The 17,765-nt window shown below is 61.3% G+C and carries 18 protein-coding genes; 6 read left to right on the top strand and 12 right to left on the bottom strand.

The features are described from left to right. The first annotated feature begins 12 nt into the window (after positions 1-12). Both FA87_RS10295 and FA87_RS20745 read left to right on the top strand, forming a co-directional pair. Complete coding sequence (locus tag FA87_RS10295) at positions 13-636, top strand: RelA/SpoT domain-containing protein (RefSeq protein ID WP_043694378.1); 624 nt, start codon at positions 13-15, stop codon at positions 634-636. 22 nt (positions 637-658) lie between these two features. Continuing rightward, positions 659-817 (top strand): hypothetical protein, encoded by a 159-nt coding sequence (locus tag FA87_RS20745; protein ID WP_156128530.1) that lies wholly within the window; start codon positions 659-661, stop codon positions 815-817. Between the two features lie 387 nt (positions 818-1,204). Here FA87_RS20745 and FA87_RS10290 read toward each other — a convergent pair whose 3' ends face one another. Then, on the bottom strand, positions 1,205-2,416 hold the full coding sequence (locus FA87_RS10290) for a hypothetical protein (protein WP_043694375.1): 1,212 nt from the start codon (positions 2,414-2,416) through the stop codon (positions 1,205-1,207). Between the two features lie 112 nt (positions 2,417-2,528). Then, complete coding sequence (locus FA87_RS10285; RefSeq protein ID WP_239709057.1) at positions 2,529-3,311, bottom strand: FRG domain-containing protein; 783 nt, start codon at positions 3,309-3,311, stop codon at positions 2,529-2,531. A gap of 505 nt (positions 3,312-3,816) precedes the next feature. On the opposite strand from FA87_RS10285, the gene FA87_RS10280 reads away from it, so the two are divergent. Beyond that, positions 3,817-5,730 carry a hypothetical protein gene (locus FA87_RS10280; RefSeq protein ID WP_043694372.1) on the top strand — a complete coding sequence of 638 codons (1,914 nt, stop codon included), beginning with the start codon at positions 3,817-3,819 and terminating at the stop codon, positions 5,728-5,730. A 169-nt stretch (positions 5,731-5,899) separates the two neighbouring features. Here the strand turns inward: FA87_RS10280 and FA87_RS19920 are convergent, their stop codons facing one another. Continuing rightward, entirely contained in the window at positions 5,900-7,048 is a 1,149-nt protein-coding gene (locus FA87_RS19920; RefSeq protein ID WP_052191289.1) for a lysozyme inhibitor LprI family protein, read from the bottom strand. 520 nt (positions 7,049-7,568) lie between these two features. On the opposite strand from FA87_RS19920, the gene FA87_RS10265 reads away from it, so the two are divergent. After that, positions 7,569-7,925: a hypothetical protein gene (locus FA87_RS10265; protein WP_197062402.1), complete on the top strand. Its 357-nt coding sequence runs from the start codon at positions 7,569-7,571 to the stop codon at positions 7,923-7,925. A 312-nt stretch (positions 7,926-8,237) separates the two neighbouring features. After that, a complete protein-coding gene (locus FA87_RS10260; protein ID WP_043694366.1) occupies positions 8,238-8,564 on the top strand; it encodes a hypothetical protein in 327 nt (108 codons plus the stop codon). A 235-nt stretch (positions 8,565-8,799) separates the two neighbouring features. Here FA87_RS10260 and FA87_RS20360 read toward each other — a convergent pair whose 3' ends face one another. The 9 genes from FA87_RS20360 to FA87_RS10215 form a co-directional block, all read right to left on the bottom strand. Next, positions 8,800-9,114, bottom strand: a complete 315-nt coding sequence (locus tag FA87_RS20360; RefSeq protein WP_197062401.1) for a M35 family metallo-endopeptidase — start codon at positions 9,112-9,114, stop codon at positions 8,800-8,802. Then, complete coding sequence (locus FA87_RS20990; protein ID WP_043694363.1) at positions 9,068-9,991, bottom strand: hypothetical protein; 924 nt, start codon at positions 9,989-9,991, stop codon at positions 9,068-9,070. Before FA87_RS20990 ends, FA87_RS20360 begins: the two co-directional genes overlap by 47 nt. Before the next feature lie 1,385 nt (positions 9,992-11,376). Continuing rightward, entirely contained in the window at positions 11,377-12,174 is a 798-nt protein-coding gene (locus FA87_RS10245; RefSeq protein ID WP_239709056.1) for a transporter, read from the bottom strand. 169 nt (positions 12,175-12,343) lie between these two features. Beyond that, entirely contained in the window at positions 12,344-13,069 is a 726-nt protein-coding gene (gene arsH, locus FA87_RS10240; RefSeq protein WP_043694353.1) for an arsenical resistance protein ArsH, read from the bottom strand. Positions 13,070-13,291: 222 nt separating this feature from the next. Beyond that, entirely contained in the window at positions 13,292-13,981 is a 690-nt protein-coding gene (locus FA87_RS19915; RefSeq protein ID WP_052191287.1) for a TlpA disulfide reductase family protein, read from the bottom strand. Between the two features lie 134 nt (positions 13,982-14,115). Then, positions 14,116-15,234, bottom strand: coding sequence for a M56 family metallopeptidase (locus FA87_RS10230; RefSeq protein WP_043694350.1), 1,119 nt, complete (start codon positions 15,232-15,234; stop codon positions 14,116-14,118). Continuing rightward, positions 15,231-15,599 (bottom strand): BlaI/MecI/CopY family transcriptional regulator, encoded by a 369-nt coding sequence (locus tag FA87_RS10225; RefSeq protein WP_043694347.1) that lies wholly within the window; start codon positions 15,597-15,599, stop codon positions 15,231-15,233. The genes FA87_RS10230 and FA87_RS10225 overlap by 4 nt, the downstream gene beginning before the upstream one ends. A gap of 93 nt (positions 15,600-15,692) precedes the next feature. Continuing rightward, positions 15,693-16,484, bottom strand: a complete 792-nt coding sequence (locus FA87_RS10220; RefSeq protein ID WP_043694345.1) for an SDR family oxidoreductase — start codon at positions 16,482-16,484, stop codon at positions 15,693-15,695. A 74-nt stretch (positions 16,485-16,558) separates the two neighbouring features. Next, positions 16,559-16,927: a helix-turn-helix domain-containing protein gene (locus FA87_RS10215; RefSeq protein WP_043694342.1), complete on the bottom strand. Its 369-nt coding sequence runs from the start codon at positions 16,925-16,927 to the stop codon at positions 16,559-16,561. 86 nt (positions 16,928-17,013) lie between these two features. On the opposite strand from FA87_RS10215, the gene FA87_RS10210 reads away from it, so the two are divergent. After that, a complete protein-coding gene (locus FA87_RS10210; RefSeq protein WP_043694340.1) occupies positions 17,014-17,748 on the top strand; it encodes an SDR family oxidoreductase in 735 nt (244 codons plus the stop codon). Positions 17,749-17,765 lie beyond the last annotated feature (17 nt).

The following is a 17,765-nucleotide window of genomic DNA, read 5'->3' as shown; positions in this document are numbered from 1 at the left end:
CGAGCGTTTTCCATGGATGCACCTGAAGCCTTCCTGCAACAGCACGTACTCACCCACGACGAGTGGCGCAAGAGCGGGTTCGACTTCTCCACCCTCGAAGCCATCGCCCGCGATCACGTCGAACATAACAACCTTCTGACCTACGTTGGACAATCCCTCGCCAACCATCTTCAGTTTTTCGTCGGCGCCCATTCGGTGAAATTCCGCATCAAGGACCCCGATCATGTGATGGCCAAGCTCGTGCGCAAAGCCGCCGATGGTCCCAAGGGCGGCTACCGGGGAATCGACGAGACGAACTACTTCACTCGGATGGGCGACCTCGTTGGCGTCCGTGTTCTGCACCTGTCCAAGGACGACTGCTTTGCCCTCGACAGGGCCATCCGGCTCACCTGCCGGGTCGAAGGCACACCGACCGCCTGGGTGCGGGAAGGCGACGACCGTGAACTGCGAAGGCGCTTCGAGGCCCAGGGATTTGCGGTGCGAGACCACAAGTTCGGATACGTTCCGTGCACTACGAGCTCGCAACCCAGGTCTTCCAGCGGGTCACCAAGGTCGAGCTTCAGGTGCGAACCCTCTTTGAGTAAGGCTCGAGTGAGATTGGCCACCGCGTCCGCTACCCCGCTTTTCCATCAATGACCAACTGGTCTCCCTCCTCGACTTGCTCAACCGGCAAGACGGCAGTGCGGATGAGACCGGCACGCTTGCCAAGCGTCTGGCCGAGGAATTGTCCAGCGCCGAGGAGGGGAAGTCGGCGCTGACGGCGGCCCTGCAGGCGCCTGACGCGGCGCTCAGCCCTTCGAAGGATGACAATGCCTAAGTGCGTGCAGCCATCAACGGCGTCCGCCGCCTCATCGACGACGCGAGGCCACCGGCAGGGTCGGGGAGTGGCAACGTCACCCTCACCGACGAAGGGAAAGGGACACCACAGGGCATGCCGGAGGTCACCTGGATCCCTCAACTGCAGCGCACTGGCGTGCGCGCAACGACGACCACTTGGTCGACCCACAACGCCCCCCGCTACATCTCGTCAACAGGCATTCCACCAGGCCAGCTCGGCACCCCGTCGCTCCCGCCGGTCGCACCAATGCCCACACCGACACCGGCATCCGGACTGGGGACGCCGCCGCACTCGGGCGGCCATCCACCCGGAGAGGGAAGTTGACGTTAAGACGGGGGAGCCGGGAGCGGGCGCTGCCGGCATCGGCTAGGTCTTCTTCTTCATCAGTGTGGTGGCCAGGTTCGCCAGCTGTGCCAGCACGTTGCCGGTGTCCTCATCCCTGTCTGCCGTCGCAATCACCCCGTCGGTAAACAGGCTCTTGGCAACTTCGGTTTTGACCTCCTCGGCTTTTTGCTTGTCGAGGAGGGCGAGGTAGGGCTCGATGGTGGTGAGGATGTGCTGGCGACGCCGGTTGAGCACCTCGTTGTTGCGGTGACGGGTCGACTCCTTGGCGAGATACACGGCGGGGGCGAAGAGCACCAGGGAGAAGGGCAAACGGTAGAGAGCCTTTTGCCAGTCGACCGTGTAGGTGCCAACCGCTTGGGCGATGTGCCAGAGCTCCGGCAGGAACAGAACGAGGGCGGCGACCGCCATCAGCCACAGCGCGAGGCGCCGGTAACTGTTGGCACTGACTTTCTCCTCGTTGGCATACGTCGCATACGCACCCGCCTGCGACGTGTTGACCACAGTGCCCAGGACCTTGCCGGCCTGGTCTTGGTAGTCGCCGAGTACATCGAGACCCTTGGCGTATTTGGCAGCGGTGGTGGCAAACGCTTCGTCCGCCTTCACCTGCTGGGCCGCCTGCCAATTGTCATGGCGCTCTGCCCGGGACGACTCGGCCGTGGTGAAGGTCTGCACGAAGCCCGAGAGCTGGGTCTGGAACTGCCCCTCTATGGCCGTCAGCCGCTCGCCGAGTTTGTCGATGGCATGGTCTGCCGCCCCGGCCCGGTCTTCAATCCCGCTGACCTGTCCACGCAACGCTTCCAGGTGGCCGGTTGCCTGCTCGTGCCACTGGGCCACGTACTTTCGCAATGAGTCGGCCGCGGCAACAACATCCTCGCTGCCGTCGGGAACGGCGCCCTGGCTAAAGCGGTAGATGTGCGTGGCGAGCGCATCCGCCTGCGCGTTGGCGTTCTTCAGGTGACTCGGGTTGCCGTTGTCCTTGAACGCTTGGACTTCACCGGCCGCTGCATTGGCGTTCTGGTTCATCGCCCCGAGCGCGTCCATCGCGGCAAGGTCGGCATCGGTCGAGATGAGCACGGTTGAGAGATGGCTGACGAGCTTTCTCAGCCGGGCGAGCTCTTCGGCCGTGGCAAGGTCCGAGTCATCCTGGAGGGCCACGGTGGCGGCCCCCGTCGAGAGGTTCATCCAGGACGCCTGGAAGGGGTGGGTGTGGAATTGTTCGGACCAGCGGGACATCGGCATTCCTTTGCGGGGCGTTCGCCGGATGGTACTGCGTCCGTCATCCTTTCGCAGGAGCTTGCAAACGCCTCCTTCGCCACAGGGCAGGCGCAACCGGGCGCCTCGGGCGTCAGTCGGCGGGAACCTCCATGCGCGCCGTAAGAATGATCATGCGGTCGGACGTGACGGGCTGGAAATGGTGCGACCGGATTTCACCGGCCACGCCAGCGAGCCCCGGGTAGATGAATGAGGTCGACACGCCAAGCGCCCGGAGCCGCCGTCGGATCTCAGGCTTCCACCGTCCCGGGATGATGATTTTTCCGATGCCCACAAGCGTGGGCTCGGAGAAGGGGTCAGCAGGGCACGAAAAGACCGAGCGCTGGTTGAGGTACCGCTCATCCGAATACCGCGGACGCAGGAAGATGATATGCCCCTGGTGGGGCTGGATTTTGAATATCGAGTTTCGCTTTGCTTTCTGCTCGGCCGTGTAGTCGGCCGTGCGGTAGTTGAACAGCTCGTACTGGTCGGTCACCATGTGCCGCAGATGCAAAAACGCACCGTCCTTGTCATCGGTCGTTTCGCTGGCGAAAAACAGCGCGACCAGCGGGTTGCTCGACCAGTCGAGGAGCCGGGTCGGCAGGCCGTAGTGCTGGGCGAGGAACAGCCATTCGAAATCCGTTTCGGGCGGTGTCCTGAGCAAGGGGACGGTCAGGCGTTTGAATTCCTGGAGCATCTTCGACTCGAGGGTCGAAATGTCGCCGAGCGTGTTCTTGGCCGTGTCCCGCCCGATGGACGGGATGAGCTTGAACGACTCGTCTGTCACGCCCCTGAAAATCATTTCAGGGCTGCCGTTGTCCTTGAAAGCGAGCGACATGAGGTTCGCCCAGAAGTCTTCGAATGCAGTGTCAGTCATGGCCTTTCGTATGAGTCGATTGAGGGAGTGCCGGGCGCATCAGGAGACGCGATGATGTCGACCGCCAGTGCGCCTGTCACCTCCATGTTGGTGGACGTGCCGCAGGCAACGTGGCGCAATCCCGGAACACCGCCGGTCGCGGCTGCCTCAGGCGGTGCAAATCCATGGCCATCGCCAAGGTTAGCGAGATGTACGCTTTGACACGAGGTGGGACTAGAGCGAGTCGACGGGCGGCGCTTACGCAACCGGCGAATTGTGCCAAACTCGGGGCAGGGCACTTTCGGCGGAAACTGGACATTTGCCTCCGATAGGTATGCGGATGCGGCGCTGTGTCTGTTTTATTATCCCGCAAGGATATCTGGCTACAGCTACCGCGTTTCTGGCGAATTGAAGAGTGAGCATGCGCCCCGGGCGCAGTTGGCTTGGTCTGAATAACGACGCTAAAGAATTTCCGGAAGAGTGCCGATAGGCATCAAAACCTATTTTCGTCGGAGGAGGCGTGCACATGGAACGGATGGATATTGAGGGCGACAGCGCGCTGCTGAACCTGCTCGCCGAATCCAGGGCCAGTGACCTTGGCGTGCTGGTGATGCACCTGACCGACGACGGAAAAGGGCGGTTCGCGTTGCCAGCTGCAGTGAAAGAGCTGCTCCTCGAAGCGTCCCAGCGCGGCATCTATTCGCGGGAAACGCTCCGTATTTTGATTGGCGAACTGCAGCAATTTGGCGGCCACTCCATCGCCAACCTGGCCCGACGAGGCGGCGTCGCCTATCGTGAGATAGTCGCGGACGCATTGTCATACGTCGGCGGCGAGCCCGAGGGGGCGATGCCTGTTGAACGTATGGAGCTCGAATTTCTCGCCGCCCGTCTCGAAAAGGTGTGGTCCGTCATCGACGACGAACAGCGGCGTTCATTGAATGCTGCTGGTACATCGGTCGGCGACAGCGCAGGCCTTCCCGCGTGGCGAGCCGCCATATTGAACGGTGGAGCTCCCGCAGCGGCCGTTGCACAGTGGTTGTCGCGCACCAAATTGCCGGATCTCAACTCACCGGTAGTTGTGGCGAAAGCTGTGGGCAAGTTCGCCCTGGGCCGATTGCTGAGCGGGCCCGCCGCGTTGGCCGCTGCCGCAAACGACCTTGCCAGCGCAGCATTCCGGGTGACTGTCCCCTGTGTGACCCAGATAGCTTACCTGCGTCAAATGCAGCCGCAGGCTGCGGCAGTCCAATGCGATGGTTGCGGCGCGACGGCCATGGGTCAGGAAAAGTTTTGCGGGCAGTGTGGAGAGCCCCTGGCCCGGATACAGAGGGTAGCAAGCCAGGACGACCATTCCCTGTTTCACGTCGGCGTGTCGCCCGATGCACCGCTGGTGTCGTTCTCCGGGTTCGACCGCGCGTTGCTGCCTGCACGGGTCCAGCAAATCGACCTCGGATCCGGCCTCGACCGGCTCAGCCCGCTGCTGCAGGCGCTCCCGAGCCAGCTGGTGGCCGGTGAGGTCGGTGCACACCACTACCTCAAGTGCGTCGTCAATGGTTCCCTGGCGCAAGCCGCCGACGGTAACGGCTTGCGTGGTTTCGTACGTGGTCCCGACGGAAGATTCGTGGAGCATGCACGGTTTTTCGAAGACGATCGCCTGGCCAATCTCGCCAACGGCGCGGCACTGTTCCAGATAGTTTCGGTCCTTGTTGCACAGAAGCATCTGGCGGACATCAGTCGCAAGCTCAACGAGGTCCTTGAGGGCATCGGACGCATTGAGACTTTTCAGCAGAACGAGCGAAAATCTGCCATTGAAGCTGCGATCGCTTATCTGCAGGAAGTGGCGCCGCTCATCTTGCGGGGCGACCTCAATGCCATCGTGCATGCACAGCTGGAGCAGTATGAATCCGGGCTTCGTGCGACGCAGAGCCATCTGCAGAAAGACATCGAGGCGGTCATCGCGGAGGTTGCGACATTCAAAGACCCCGATACGTTTGGCACCGCCGGCCTGACCAAGGCTCTGCGACTACGGCAGGAGCGCTTCGAGGACCTGGTGACGCAGTGGAAATACTGTCTGGCCGCGCGGTTTATGGCATGTCGGCTGGTGGCTTGCTACCCGGAATCGGTGACTTTTGCGATGAATCGGCGAGACGCCCTTGAACAGGTCGCCGGGGGCTTGTCCGGCACAGAGGGATTTCTCACGAGGTTCTCCACCGCCGTTGATGCACGCAGGGCCACTTTCAAAGCGGTCACCGATTCTGTCGTCGCAGTGTCGGCCAACCAGGAGCGTCTCAGGCTCTGGGAACAGGCGCGCCAACCACTTCTGGCGATGAGTGAGCATGTCTCCTTCAACCACCTGGACAGGTTGACCTTTGATCATGCGGAGCCCGCCGTCGTCGTGCTCGAAGTTGGCGATGGGCAAATCCTTCGCGCCCTGGCTGCCTGACGGCGCGTCCGTGGCCGGTCCCAGTCCGGCCTTCCGGCGACAGACGTGGGGAGGCAGAGGCTGGCCTGGAGAGAGGTTCGCGTCATCGCTGCTTGAGGTCTGCGGTTTACTCGGTGACTTCATTGGCGGGGTCCTGGATTCACCGAATCTAGCCCCGGGATGAACGGTCCTAGCGAGCCAGCCGTGCCTCAAGCACGGATGCCCGCCTCGCCGTCTGATTCAATACGCACTGGTTCGCGTCGAGTAAGCTGCCTGTCCCACCTCCATCGGCTGCGCAATCGCGATCGCGTGCCACAATCCATCCTCGTTCCTCGTCACGCAACGAAGTGCGAAGCTCAGGCGCGAGTGAATCGCGTAGCCGTCGGTAGGCGGCATTCAAGCGTTTGTCCTGCGCATCGTGTTCGGTGCCGATGCAATCGTTCAGCGCTGCGGTCACACCGCTCGACGCTTCGACGCATGCATAGAATGACGTACTCAAATCGCCCGTTGGCACGTCAACAATCTTAAGGTTGGGCGCAAGTCCGGATGGAGTAACATCTTTGCTGTTGATTCGAAAGACCCGGTCCTGAGTCGACAGTAGGAACGTGTTGTCCTCCAGGTCCACTACCTGGAGAGGTTTACTCGTCCAGCAGGCTCGCGTGCGGTCGAAGTCGGCGAGGATTTTGGCTCGTTCGATGAAGTCCTTCTCGGTATCTTGATGCCTCGTCCCGCGGGTCTCGACGACGTATGGCTGGGGCTCGCACGATGCTTGCCCCGGGAAATACTTCTTCTCCCCGCCGGGTGATGCGTCTAGTAAAGCGCGTTCACCGTTGCTGACATAGCCGACCCCCAATACGGCACCGAAAACGACGTCGTGACCCGCGTCTCCGCTCTGCCATGCAGCATAAGTGGACGGTTGATCAAGATTGACGGTATAGGCAGAGGTCTTGACTTCACTATATCGATGCCCATGCGAGTCGAAGAATGTGACGCGTTTTCCATCGGTGGTGACACTCACGGTATCTACCTGTTCACCGCTGAAGAACTCGACGGCGCGCGCAACGCCACCCAGGGGAGCGGAGATCAGCCAGATGCGAGCAGGCCTTGATGTTTTGTCGAGATAGAACTGGGCAGTAGGAAAATCGCGTTGGGCGGGGCCGTTGGTTGGCCATGGTTGCTCAGCCACAGGCAGCCTGCTTGCAGCCGGAGCCGAGGAGGCCAGAGTGGCTGTGCAGGCGAACATACAAGCCAGGGTGATGGCTCGTAGACTACCTTTTCGTACCAGTGAAATGCCGTCCATGCTTAAATTCGCTTCCGTTCCCAGGGTGTCGAAGATCATACGACACTCATCCGGTATATGGCCGACCCGCTAATACGACAGGGGTACGCATAGACGGAGGCAATGGAAGCCCTCATCACCTGGGTCGTAGCGGCGTCCTCGTCTTTCGGATCAGGTGTGGCGGCCCCGAACGAGTGCGAAGACGCGTCGCGTACTAGCGAAATACAGCCGTCCTGTTCTTGCACGAGGATGGTGCAGTCCTTGGGGTTGCAGTCACCCGCCTGACTTTTCCACATGGCATCAACAGTGGCGCTTCCGTGCACGAACGAAAACTTGTTGTCCTTACTGTGGCGGCTTCGCTGGCGCGAATATCCGTCCGCTACCCCGGGATGCCGCCGTGGCACTCGAGTGATCTTGAGGAGGCTCAGACTGCCCGTCGTGCGGGCTGGCGCTGCGGCCGAACACGCATAGCGGTGGGCTCGGATATTTTGTCCCCGATTTGGCAAGTCGTGCCGACTTGGCTGCGGCCCGAGCATGGGGCACCATCAGACCCTCGGATATTCCACTCAAGGATCATGTCGTGCCTTCACGCCCGCATGGGCCTCCTTGGCTCTTTCTGATCGGCCTTGCGTTGTCCGGCTCGGCTTGTGCCGCACAGTTGCCGGCCGTGACCATCCGTACCCAATCCTATCCCCGACCGCCGTATTCGGAAGCCACCTATCACGTCTACGAGCTGGATGGGAAAGTCATCTGCACGAAGTTGAAGGTTTGCGACAAATACGACCACTGTGACGTGGACTACCACGCCGGCGCCTTCCTCGATCCGCTGGACCAGCGGACGGGCGATCCGTATGGCATCACTGCTGCAGTGCCCATTCCGAAGGCCAAGCGTGCCAAGCATGAGTGCTTGGCGAAGTTTGTGCCCGACGCCCTGTAACACTCTCCATCAAAGGACGGATCCATGACGTCCCAACGCGAATCCCCTCCGCGCGCGCGAGTCCCGAGGGCCCGGCCGCACACCGGGCGGCCATGAACGGCGATCCGAAGCCACTGGCGGAATTCATGTATGGCGGCAAGGAAAGCAATGGGCTGGGGGAGGGTTACCTTTACCGGGGCTGGGGCCGGGGCTACGCGCTCTGTCGGACTCGGCTAATACCTCGATCGCTCAGAGCAGTGCGCAGTGGCCGCATACTGTGGAACAGGGCCAGCAGCAAGCACCATTACTGACGCGCTAACTCCACGATAGCTAATGAATACCCTAATAACCCCAGACGGCCGATATCTGATCGTGAGAGGACGGCTCTGGCGAACGTCCAATCCAGGCTTGGATGAGCAGCAACGTAGGCGTTTGGTCGACGAACTGATGGACGCCCGGCGTGCCGTCAAAGCGGCAAAGGCCAGCCAGGACGCGAAGGGCCTCGCCGCCGCACGCCGCGCCGTGAACGACGCTAAGGTGGGATTGGGGGAGCGGGGCCCGGTGTGGTGGACAGATGGCGCCGAAGACCTCAACCGGCACATGGTGAAGAACACGCCCTACGCGGAATGGTTCGCCGGAACGCAGTCGCCTAAGAACTAGATAGTGATGAACAGGGACCTTTTGTCGCCCTGAATGATCCTGGCTGCTTTGTATAAAAACGTTGTCCGGAATACCGGAAGCCACCGCGCGGGATCGAAGGGCCCCTCACTGTGATGCACGTATCTGACTGATGTCCGTCTGCAGCGAGAACTTTTTGGTCCTGCGTGGTTTGACCGTCATAGCAGTGAGTGGCTGTGGACATGTACATTTAGTCCGAGTCACTTCAGTGTTTCGATTAGAGCGCGTAAACTGGCGCAGCGTAGTTGTCTGCGTTGACCAGCGCCTCTTCGCGGTTCGCCAACGCAAATGCTTTAGCTTGCCTGCGGCCATAGGCACCCGCGTGATCGCCAACATACGGACCATAACTGTCCGCGTGATGCCCATTTTCATGGATGATTGTTAGCACCTGATTGTCCACGTCGTAGGTCGAAAAGGGCAGTTCCCAAAACCAGCTGCAGATATGCGTCACGGTAGGCTCGGTCCACGCGGCAGTGCCATTTTTCTCATACTGTGCCGCGCAGCCGCAGGAGTAACTGTCCGTGGTGTTCACCCGGGCCCAGATGGCCTTCGTGACGTGAAGGGGCAGGAAATCCCCGGCATCCCACACGTCTTCCCGCTTCGGCGGGTCGGGAAATGTCGGGGACGTGTCCTGCGGGGCGCCGAACTAGGTAGTGTAGTTGGCGTCGTTGCTCAACTTGGCACGCCACACAATCTTGCCGGTGGCGTCCGGAGCGTAAGAGGTCCGAACAGATCCCCGCGTCGGAATATCCGAAGAACGCCCAACTGGCAGCCAGGCTGCGCGCCTCATTGATGGTGGTGCGGTCCGGATGTTCGTCCGTTTCACGACACGTGTTATCCGGACCCGGGGCCCTGGCAGCGGCAGGCTTCAAGAGCGCCGTGGCGGCTCCTCGCTTGGCTTGGATCAGATTGGTGTTCGCGTAAAACTTCAAAGCGTTGCTATGCGCCTCGCGGGCCGGGGCTGCGTCGGGGTCCATTTCTCCGACTTCGCCGTAGCGCTGGGTATAAGTCACCGCGTAGGTGCCTCCGTCCACCGCGTAGTTCGCGGGCAGATCAACGCGCGATTCCTTGCGCTCCCCTGGGGCAAGTGTCGCGTAAGCCTGAGGGTTGCCCAGGGCCGGTCGCACAGCGCGACCGTGATAAGCCACAGCGTGCCCGTCCGCATCCGTGACGGACATGACGTCGTTGAACAAGTGGTCGCCATCGGTGACCAAGGCGCTGTCGGCAGTGAGGATCAAGAGCGAACGATCGGACTGATTGGTGACCGTAACGACCACGATGCCCAGTTCTGCCTCCTGCCGATTCTCGGAGGTGCGCAAGGTCACTTCCAAAGGACCAGTGGCGCACAAGGCGGTGAGAGGGGTGATCGCCAGTAGCGTCATGGCGAATAAACGATGCGAACGAGGCATGCGGCACATCTCCTTTGCAAATAGACGGCGCCCCCTACGCCGTCCATGATTGTAGTAGGTCGCAATCTCTTACGGATGTGCGGGGTCTCTCATTCGGACGTAGGTAAAACTCCTACTCAAAATCGGCCACGTTTCCGTTTTTCGGAATTCGGGAATGCGCAGTGGCCGTCGAAGAGACCGCTCGGATCGGTGCGACGCGGTAGCCAAGCGTCTGATCTGGCGGAGAGACGCCGTGGGTCTCGAACAGGATGGGGGTAGTGATGGCGGACTTGGAAGATCCTTGGGAAGGGACGGTCGCAACGGCAGCGCGCGACGCACAGTGGTTGGCTGCGGGCACGCAGGGCTTGGCGGGGCTTTATGCCTCCCTCTCCGGACGGGTTGAGAACAAGCACGGTGACACGCTCTTTCAGGCAGGTGCTCGATTCTTTTTATTCGAACTGAAAGGTGGACCCTCGCTCCTTAGCACCGAGTGGACTGACACCCGCGTTGTTGTCGCCGATGGACAGAAGGAGCGCGTTCCGAATCCCAAACCTCTGCACCAGGCGTTTGTGAAAATGGCGCTGGGTCGGAATCCAACGGGCGCGAGGAAGCGTCGCGTACTAGCGAAATACAGCCGTCCTGTTCTTGCACGAGGATGGTGCAGTTCTTCGGGTTGCAGTCACCCACCTGACTTTTCTACATAGCATCAACAGTGGCACTTCCGTGCACGAACGAAAACTTGTTGTCATTGCTGTGGTTGATGAGGACGGACGTCGTTTTTGTCCGGCGCGGTCTCGAACACGGCTGCTGCGTCGGCATTCGGTTGGTCGCCACTGCTGGCAAATGACAGTAGCGTGGTACCGGCGGGGGCCGCGGCAGTTACCTCAGCCGGAGCCTCGGGGGGAGCTTTAGACGGGGATGAGGCGAAAGCAGGGGGCCGAGGCCATCGCCGTCGCGGACAGTGCAAAGTGGGACATCCCTCTCATCGCCAACTCCAGAACTACTCAGGCGTCGTTCACGCAGATCATGGCTATTTCCGGCGATTTACATGCGAGACATTGACCAAGATTCCTGTCACCGCCGTCGATAGGCCGAGAACGAACACCGAGACGCCCAGATACATGAATCCACAAACCGCAATGACGAATGCGATGAATCCGATGGTCACCCCGATCATCGTAATTCGAAACCCAATGTATTGACGGTCATTCAGGATACTTGCCCAATTGATGCTGTTCACCCTTTCGACCTCATTTGCAAGTTGACTGGGGGGCGGCTTGTTGTCTCTCACCCAATATTACTGGCTAGTGCACATGAGTGCTCCGACCTTGTCCCGGTCAAGCCGAAGGACCGAGAAGAACAAGCGCCAACCAGCCAAAGCCAGGCTCTAGTCGAAACCGACGCGTTCACCACCGATGCGCAAAGCCAAGGTAAAACTGCTGATCTGGCGTCTGATCGTTCAGTCCGAAATTCGCCCCCACATCTACCTGGAAGCGAGGCGCGATCGCGAAGCTCAAAGCCACATCAGCCGATTGCTGCCTGATCGTCCCGGCGGGGTCCCAGTTACGCTGCTCCCAATACTCCACGGCCAGGGTCAGCCGGTCCGAGAGGGCGTGGGCCACGTTCACCAGATTGGTCAGCGCCGTGTGGTGTCCGTCCCCGTCGGGGTCCGCAAGGTAGTCGAGCTCCGGACCCAGCGTGAGTGAAAAGCCGGCCGGTAGCGTGACGCCGACGGGTACCGCTAACCCGCCCTCCCACCGATCGTTCCCCAGTCCAGAGCGCGCGGTAGGTGCTTTCACGAAGGGAATGACCGCCACCGAGGCCTGGTCGGAACTGTAGAGCCGGGTTTTCAGGCGAACGACCAGGTCCCCCTGACCATGTCGACGCTGGTGGTTGCCATCTGCACGAGTGTGGACCCGCACGTCGGGCGCCCATGTGGCTTCCAGGTCGGTGGCGCCCCCAAGGCCGTATTTCAGCGTCGGATTGAGTGGATACGACGTATCCGTTTTGTTCGCCCCTTGAGCGTCATGAACGGTGTTCCCAATGTCCGTTTCCAGCTGCCAATGGCCTTCGGGAACGGGGCAGGTGGCATTGGCTTTGGTCGGGCGGTCGGTACATAAAGGGCTGTCGTCGGTGGCTTGCGCGTGCGCGAAGCCAGACAGGGAAAGCGCGAGGAAGGCGGCAATGAACGCAGGTGTCTTCACTATGGTTCCAGATGCGGCTCCTGCCAGCTGTGGCGACGGAGCGGAACCGAAGACAATAGGGACGACGCCGTAAAAACGGTGGCCGCTATGGCGCCGTACCCGTAAAGTTTGCGCAAGAAATTGCGGTGCTCGTCAGCGTGTCGTTTCCTTTTGGCGACCAGCCGAACCGTCAGCTCTCTTTTTCGACCGCACCCGCCGCCTGCACCAGCGCCCGCTGTTGCGCATCGCCTTTGCGTTCGCTGTAACGGTCGACCAGATAGTCGCTGCGACCTCGAACCATGAGAGTGAACTTCATCAGTTCCTCCATGACATCGACGACGCGGTCATAAAAGGCTGACGGTTTCATGCGTCCGTCTGCCTCGAACTCCTGCCATGCCTTCGCCACCGATGACTGGTTGGGGATGGTGACCATGCGCATCCAGCGGCCGAGCACGCGAAGCGCGTTGACGACATTGAAGCTTTGCGAACCGCCCGAAACCTGCATCACCGCCAGCGTCCGGCCCTGTGTCGGGCGAACGCTGCCGTCTTCGAGTGGCAGCCAGTCGATCTGGTTCTTGAATACGCCCGTGACCGATCCGTGCCGTTCGGGGCTCACCCAGACCTGGCCTTCCGACCAGGTGGACCATTCGCGCAGACGCTGTACCTCGGGATGGCTCGCCGGCACGGCGTCAAGCATGGGCAGCTCGTGCGGGTCGAATACCCTCGTCTCCGCACCCAGATGCCTGAGAATGCGCTCGGCTTCCAGGGCGAGCTTGCGACTGAACGACTGGGGCCGCAGCGACCCGTAGAGGATAAGGATCCGCGGTGCGTGGCCGAGGTCATCCGGATGGCGCAGCTGCGCCCCGTCGGGCGGAGACAGGTGATCCAGATCCAGATGGGGCAGATCGGTGTGCACGGGCCGTGTGTCCTCGGAATGGTTCCGACTATTCTAGTTCCATCTCTCCCAGTTCCATCGAAAGGAAGGAATTCAAACCGAAGGCCCTGTCTCAGGCAACCGACCGATCCCTGCGTTCTGATCGAACGGCAGCTGTCACGGAGGTAACGGAAGCCGTTGCGTATGTTTCCGACTTGAAGGCGGTTGATCGCCGGAGCGGAGTCGATCTACTCCGGTCCGGTCTCAGTGCGTACTCAAAGCCCATGCACTCAGCGAGGGCAGGTCCAGTGGCTTTCCAGCAGGCGCGAGATCGTCCGTGTGCACCGCTTTGCGTACCACCCCTTTCTCATCGACCAGCATGAGTGTCGGGTAGACCTTCACGCCTGCGCGGTCGGCCAGTTCGGCCTGATCCGCCACGACGGCCCAGTTGAGCTTGCGGGTGATCGCGAAGTCTCGTGCCGTAGCCGGATCGTCGAACGTAAATGCCACGACCGCCATGTCCGGATGTGCCTGGTGAAAAGCGGAAAGCACGGGGGTTTCAGCGATACATGGACCGCATTGCGCAAAAAAGAAGCTGGCCAGGAAGGGCTTTCCGCGCAGCGCCGCGGTGGAAACCGGCGCGCCGTCCAGCGTCGTCGCGTGGAAGGTCGGGAAGGGGTGGTCCTGAATGGCGAGCGCTTTCGGCTTCGTCTTTGCCGCGGCCTGCCTGGCGATCTTTGCGTCATTCTCGAGCTTGAACGTCACCCGGTGACTGGTAGCGTCCTTCTCGATATCGAAAGGTCGCTTGGCCATGGCGGCCTGAAAGCGTTCGTACGAGATCGGGTTCCCCGCCTCGTCTTCGAAAGAAGTCCGGTAATCGCCCGGGATACCAAGCTGATCGAGGAAGGGCTTAGGCAGCAAGTCCTTTGCGAGATCGGACCGGGTGTCGGCCATGGAGAGGCTGCTCAGACAGCAAAGAGCGAAGACACAAAGAAATTTTGCCACGACGGCTTCCAGGGAGCTGCTTCGGGAGCTCTTACGCTACACATGTAGCGTGCAAGTTACAACGGTAGCCTTGAAGCGTCGTTTTATGGCTGCGACGTCGCCACGACCCAGCTCCCATCCTGCGCGCGCGTGAACGAGACGCGGTAGTCGCCCGGATGAAAAGGCTGGAAATCAGGCGTCACTGGCGCCCCCAGCGTCGTGACGTGGAACCGATTCGTAGCGCTGCTGCTCACGGGAAGGAATCGCAATGTCATGCCGTGAAGGCCAGCCACCGTTTCGATACCGGCATGGACGCGCCACGCCGAGACTGCCGTTGCCCATCCCAGGGCGACAGCGAGCAGGGCGGCAATCCAGTGACGAAAGTCAGGCGCGCGGTACGACTGCCCGGGATCGAGGATGGCGGCCATCCTTCTGCGCAAGGCGGGCAGCGGGCCAGCGACGGTCGATCCCATTGCGGACGGGATCTGCGACTGCCGCAAAGCATCGATCAACGCCTGGCCGTATCCACGTCGCGTCGCGTCGTCGGTACCGAGCAGAGCGGCCTCGTCGCATAACTCTTCCCGCGCGGCCAGCAAAGCTTGATGCAGAGAACGCAGTGGCAGGCACCAGGGCATCAGCGCCATGGCCCACGATTCGAGCAGGAGATGCCAGTTGTCGCGCCTGTGCGCGTGGGCGCGTTCGTGGCGAACGAGCGCGGCGATCACCGCCGGTGGGTATGCGCGCACCGATGCGGGAACGATTACGGCGGGATCGCGGTAACCGATCAGGAGTGGAGAAGGTACTTCCGCCACCAACACCGGAATATCGTCCTGCATCGACGGTACGGCTGCCCGCCTGAGCGTCCGTGTCCTACGCAGGGCACGGACGAGATGCGCGATGGCGCGCATTCCCCACAGTGACGACGCCATCAGCAGGCCGTTGGCAACCCACAGCAACCAGGTCTGTGCCGACAGTGCGTCCGGCAGGAGTGCGGTGAGGTAACTCATCGCCTGCGTACTCAACTGCTCCGCCATGGTTCCTGGAACGCCGTTCACGATGAGCAGCGCCGCAGGCAGCACCGCCGTCAGCCAGAACGCTACGGTCGTCAGGCGGTAGCGCGTTGAAGCTTGCAAGCCATCCTGTACGCACCTCAACGCCACGAGCATGCCGGCTCCCGCCAGCAGCGATGCCGAGAAGGCGATCACCGTCGCAATCGGGTTCACGACTTGCGCTTGCGCCCGTTGAGCATGCGGTCGAGCTCGGCGAGTTCGTCCGCGTTGAGGATGGCACTACCCGTCAACGCCGAGACAGGCAGACTGCCGGGAACTTCAAGCACGTGACGGAAGAGATGCGACAGCGAATTTCCCAGTACTTCGACCTTGGTCGTCGCCGGGGTGAAGACGGCAAGACCGTGCGCCTCGCTTCGTGTGACCAGCTCCTTTGCGCGCATACGCTCGAGCACGGTGCGCGTCGTCGACACGGCCCACCCGGTACGGGCGGCGAGTTCGTCGTGAAGCTCTCGGGCGCTCAAGGGATTCTTTTCCCACAAGGCTTTGAGGACTTCCAGTTCGCTATCGGAAAGTTGCATGGGCGTTCACACGGGCGGGAAAGGCATGCTACACATGTAGCGTCCAGCCATGCAACCGTGACATCGCGGTGCTGACGCTTGGTAAATGTCCCGTCAGGTTCGGTAGCGCGTCGCAATGATGCCTTCCCGTCCCGCATCCTCCCGCAACTGGGTGAAAGCCTCGGCGAGGGTCTGGAAAGACGACGCATCCTCAAGCGTGGGAATGGTGACCTCTTCCCCAAGATCGAGTCCACGTAGCGCGGCGTCGACGAGCTGTTCCGAGGTAATAAACGAACCCGCCGGAAAGAGGGAGTCGTCGACACCCGCCGCGGCAAAGAACTCCGTTTTTACCGGACCAGGCAGTACGCATTGAAACCGTACGTTCGTTCCTCGGGTTTCCAGATTCAGCGAGCGGGTGAAGTTCAGCACAAACGCCTTCGAACCGCTGTAAGCCGCTCCACCGGCGACGGCGCGAAACGCACTGATCGAGCACATGTTCACGACGGTACCGCTCCCCCGTTTCGTGAATGCCTGCATGGCGGCGAGGGACAGGCGCGAAAGGGCGAGAACGTTGACGTTGATCAGGGTGGCCAGGTCGTCCACCTTCGTGTCGGAGAGGGCGCCAAGTTTGCCCATGCCTGCGTTGTTGACGAGGAAATCGACGCTCGCGTCATCGGCGATGACTTGCTCGACACTTCGGCACCCTGTCTCCGTGGAAAGGTCTGCCGTGAGAGTGGTGACTTTGATTCCATGGTCACGGGTGAGCTCAGCGGCAAGCTGCTCGAGGCGGTCCGTGCGGCGTGCGACCAGCACGAGATCGAAGCCGCGCCTGGCGAGTCGGTCGGCATAGGTCAATCCGATACCGGATGACGCGCCCGTTACCAATGCGGTTCGATGTTGACTCATGGTGCGATGCTCTTCGAGGGATTGTCGTGATGCCATTATTCGACAACGGCGGCAGGTGCGCTTGGATGCGTGTGTTACGGCAAAACATCCTGCGTGGCGAAGATGCTCTCCATCTCGGCCATGTTTTCGGTACCCCACGTGCATAACGGAACGATGGCATCCGCCAGGCTGCGACCGAGCGGCGTCAGCGCGTAGTCCACACGTGGTGGGACCTCTTTGTAATCGGTCCGCGTCACCACGCGGTCGGCTTCCAGCTCCTTCAACTGCTGGATCAGCACCTTGTCACTGACGCCCTTGATCACGCGTTTGAGTTGGCCATAGCGCTTCGGCTCATCGAGCAGGAAGTACAGGATCAGCGGCTTCCACTTGCCGGAGATGATGCGGAGGGTCGCGGCGAGGCCCTCGGAATAGCGGCCGCCACAGAGGTCGGAACAGTCGGTCATTTGATACTTACCAAAAGGTGCATACTTGTTCAAAGGTAAGCCGTTCCCCAGTATCTGTGCAACTCCAACAACAACGGATGCACGACATGATCAGACTGAGCGGAAAGACTGCGGTGATCACCGGCGGTGCGACGGGCATCGGCCTCGCCGCGGCGAAGCGCTTCATCGAAGAGGGCGCCTTCGTCTTCATCTACGGCCGCCGGCAGGCCGCACTCGACGCCGCGGTAGCCGAACTCGGACCCAACGCCCGCGCAGTAAAGGGCTCCGTGTCCAATGAGCGCGACCTCGAGAAGCTGTACGGCGCGGTAAAAGCCGAGCGCGGCACCCTCGACATCGTCTTCGCCAATGCCGGAGCGGGAAGCCTGCTTCCGCTGGGCAAGATCACCGCCGAGCACATCGACGAAACCTTCGATACCAACGTGAAGGGCACGATCTTCACGATCCAGAAAGCGCTTCCGCTGATGGGCGAGGGCGGTTCCATCATCCTCACCGGATCGAGCGCCGGGACCACGGGCGCGCCGGGCATGACCGCGTACAGCGCGAGCAAGGCGGCAGTGCGAAATCTCGCGAAGACCTGGGCGGAGGATCTGAAGGGCACCGGTATTCGGGTGAACGTGCTTTCACCCGGGGCGACGGCGACGGAACTAGCGAAGGAAGCGCTGGGCGAAGAAGGTCAGAAGGTATTCGCTTCGATGACGCCGCTTCAGCGGATGGCCGACCCGGCGGAAATCGGGGCGGTGGCCGCGTTTCTCGCGTCGTCGGATAGCAGCTTCATGACGGCTAGTGAGGTTGCTGTGGATGGCGGGCTGGCACAGCTCTGACGTGCGACGAAGAGACC

Source organism: Luteibacter sp. 9133 (assembly GCF_000800155.1).
In the GTDB taxonomy this organism is placed as follows: domain Bacteria; phylum Pseudomonadota; class Gammaproteobacteria; order Xanthomonadales; family Rhodanobacteraceae; genus Luteibacter; species Luteibacter mycovicinus.
The sequence above is the reverse complement of the archived record's forward strand: the minus strand, read 5'-3'. Positions and strand labels throughout refer to the sequence as shown.

Excerpts from the sequence above, each read along its gene's own strand:
- FA87_RS10260 (WP_043694366.1), top strand. The coding sequence starts at position 8,238 with ATGAATACCCTAATAACCCCAGACGGCCGATATCTGATCGTGAGAGGA.
- FA87_RS20990 (WP_043694363.1), bottom strand. The coding sequence starts at position 9,991 with ATGCCTCGTTCGCATCGTTTATTCGCCATGACGCTACTGGCGATCACC.
- FA87_RS10295 (WP_043694378.1), top strand. The coding sequence starts at position 13 with ATGGATGCACCTGAAGCCTTCCTGCAACAGCACGTACTCACCCACGAC.
- FA87_RS19920 (WP_052191289.1), bottom strand. The coding sequence starts at position 7,048 with ATGATCTTCGACACCCTGGGAACGGAAGCGAATTTAAGCATGGACGGC.
- FA87_RS10220 (WP_043694345.1), bottom strand. The coding sequence starts at position 16,484 with ATGAGTCAACATCGAACCGCATTGGTAACGGGCGCGTCATCCGGTATC.
- FA87_RS10290 (WP_043694375.1), bottom strand. The coding sequence starts at position 2,416 with ATGTCCCGCTGGTCCGAACAATTCCACACCCACCCCTTCCAGGCGTCC.
- FA87_RS10215 (WP_043694342.1), bottom strand. The coding sequence starts at position 16,927 with ATGACCGACTGTTCCGACCTCTGTGGCGGCCGCTATTCCGAGGGCCTC.
- FA87_RS19915 (WP_052191287.1), bottom strand. The coding sequence starts at position 13,981 with ATGGCCGACACCCGGTCCGATCTCGCAAAGGACTTGCTGCCTAAGCCC.
- FA87_RS10280 (WP_043694372.1), top strand. The coding sequence starts at position 3,817 with ATGGAACGGATGGATATTGAGGGCGACAGCGCGCTGCTGAACCTGCTC.
- FA87_RS10210 (WP_043694340.1), top strand. The coding sequence starts at position 17,014 with ATGATCAGACTGAGCGGAAAGACTGCGGTGATCACCGGCGGTGCGACG.
- FA87_RS10285 (WP_239709057.1), bottom strand. The coding sequence starts at position 3,311 with ATGACTGACACTGCATTCGAAGACTTCTGGGCGAACCTCATGTCGCTC.
- FA87_RS10225 (WP_043694347.1), bottom strand. The coding sequence starts at position 15,599 with ATGCAACTTTCCGATAGCGAACTGGAAGTCCTCAAAGCCTTGTGGGAA.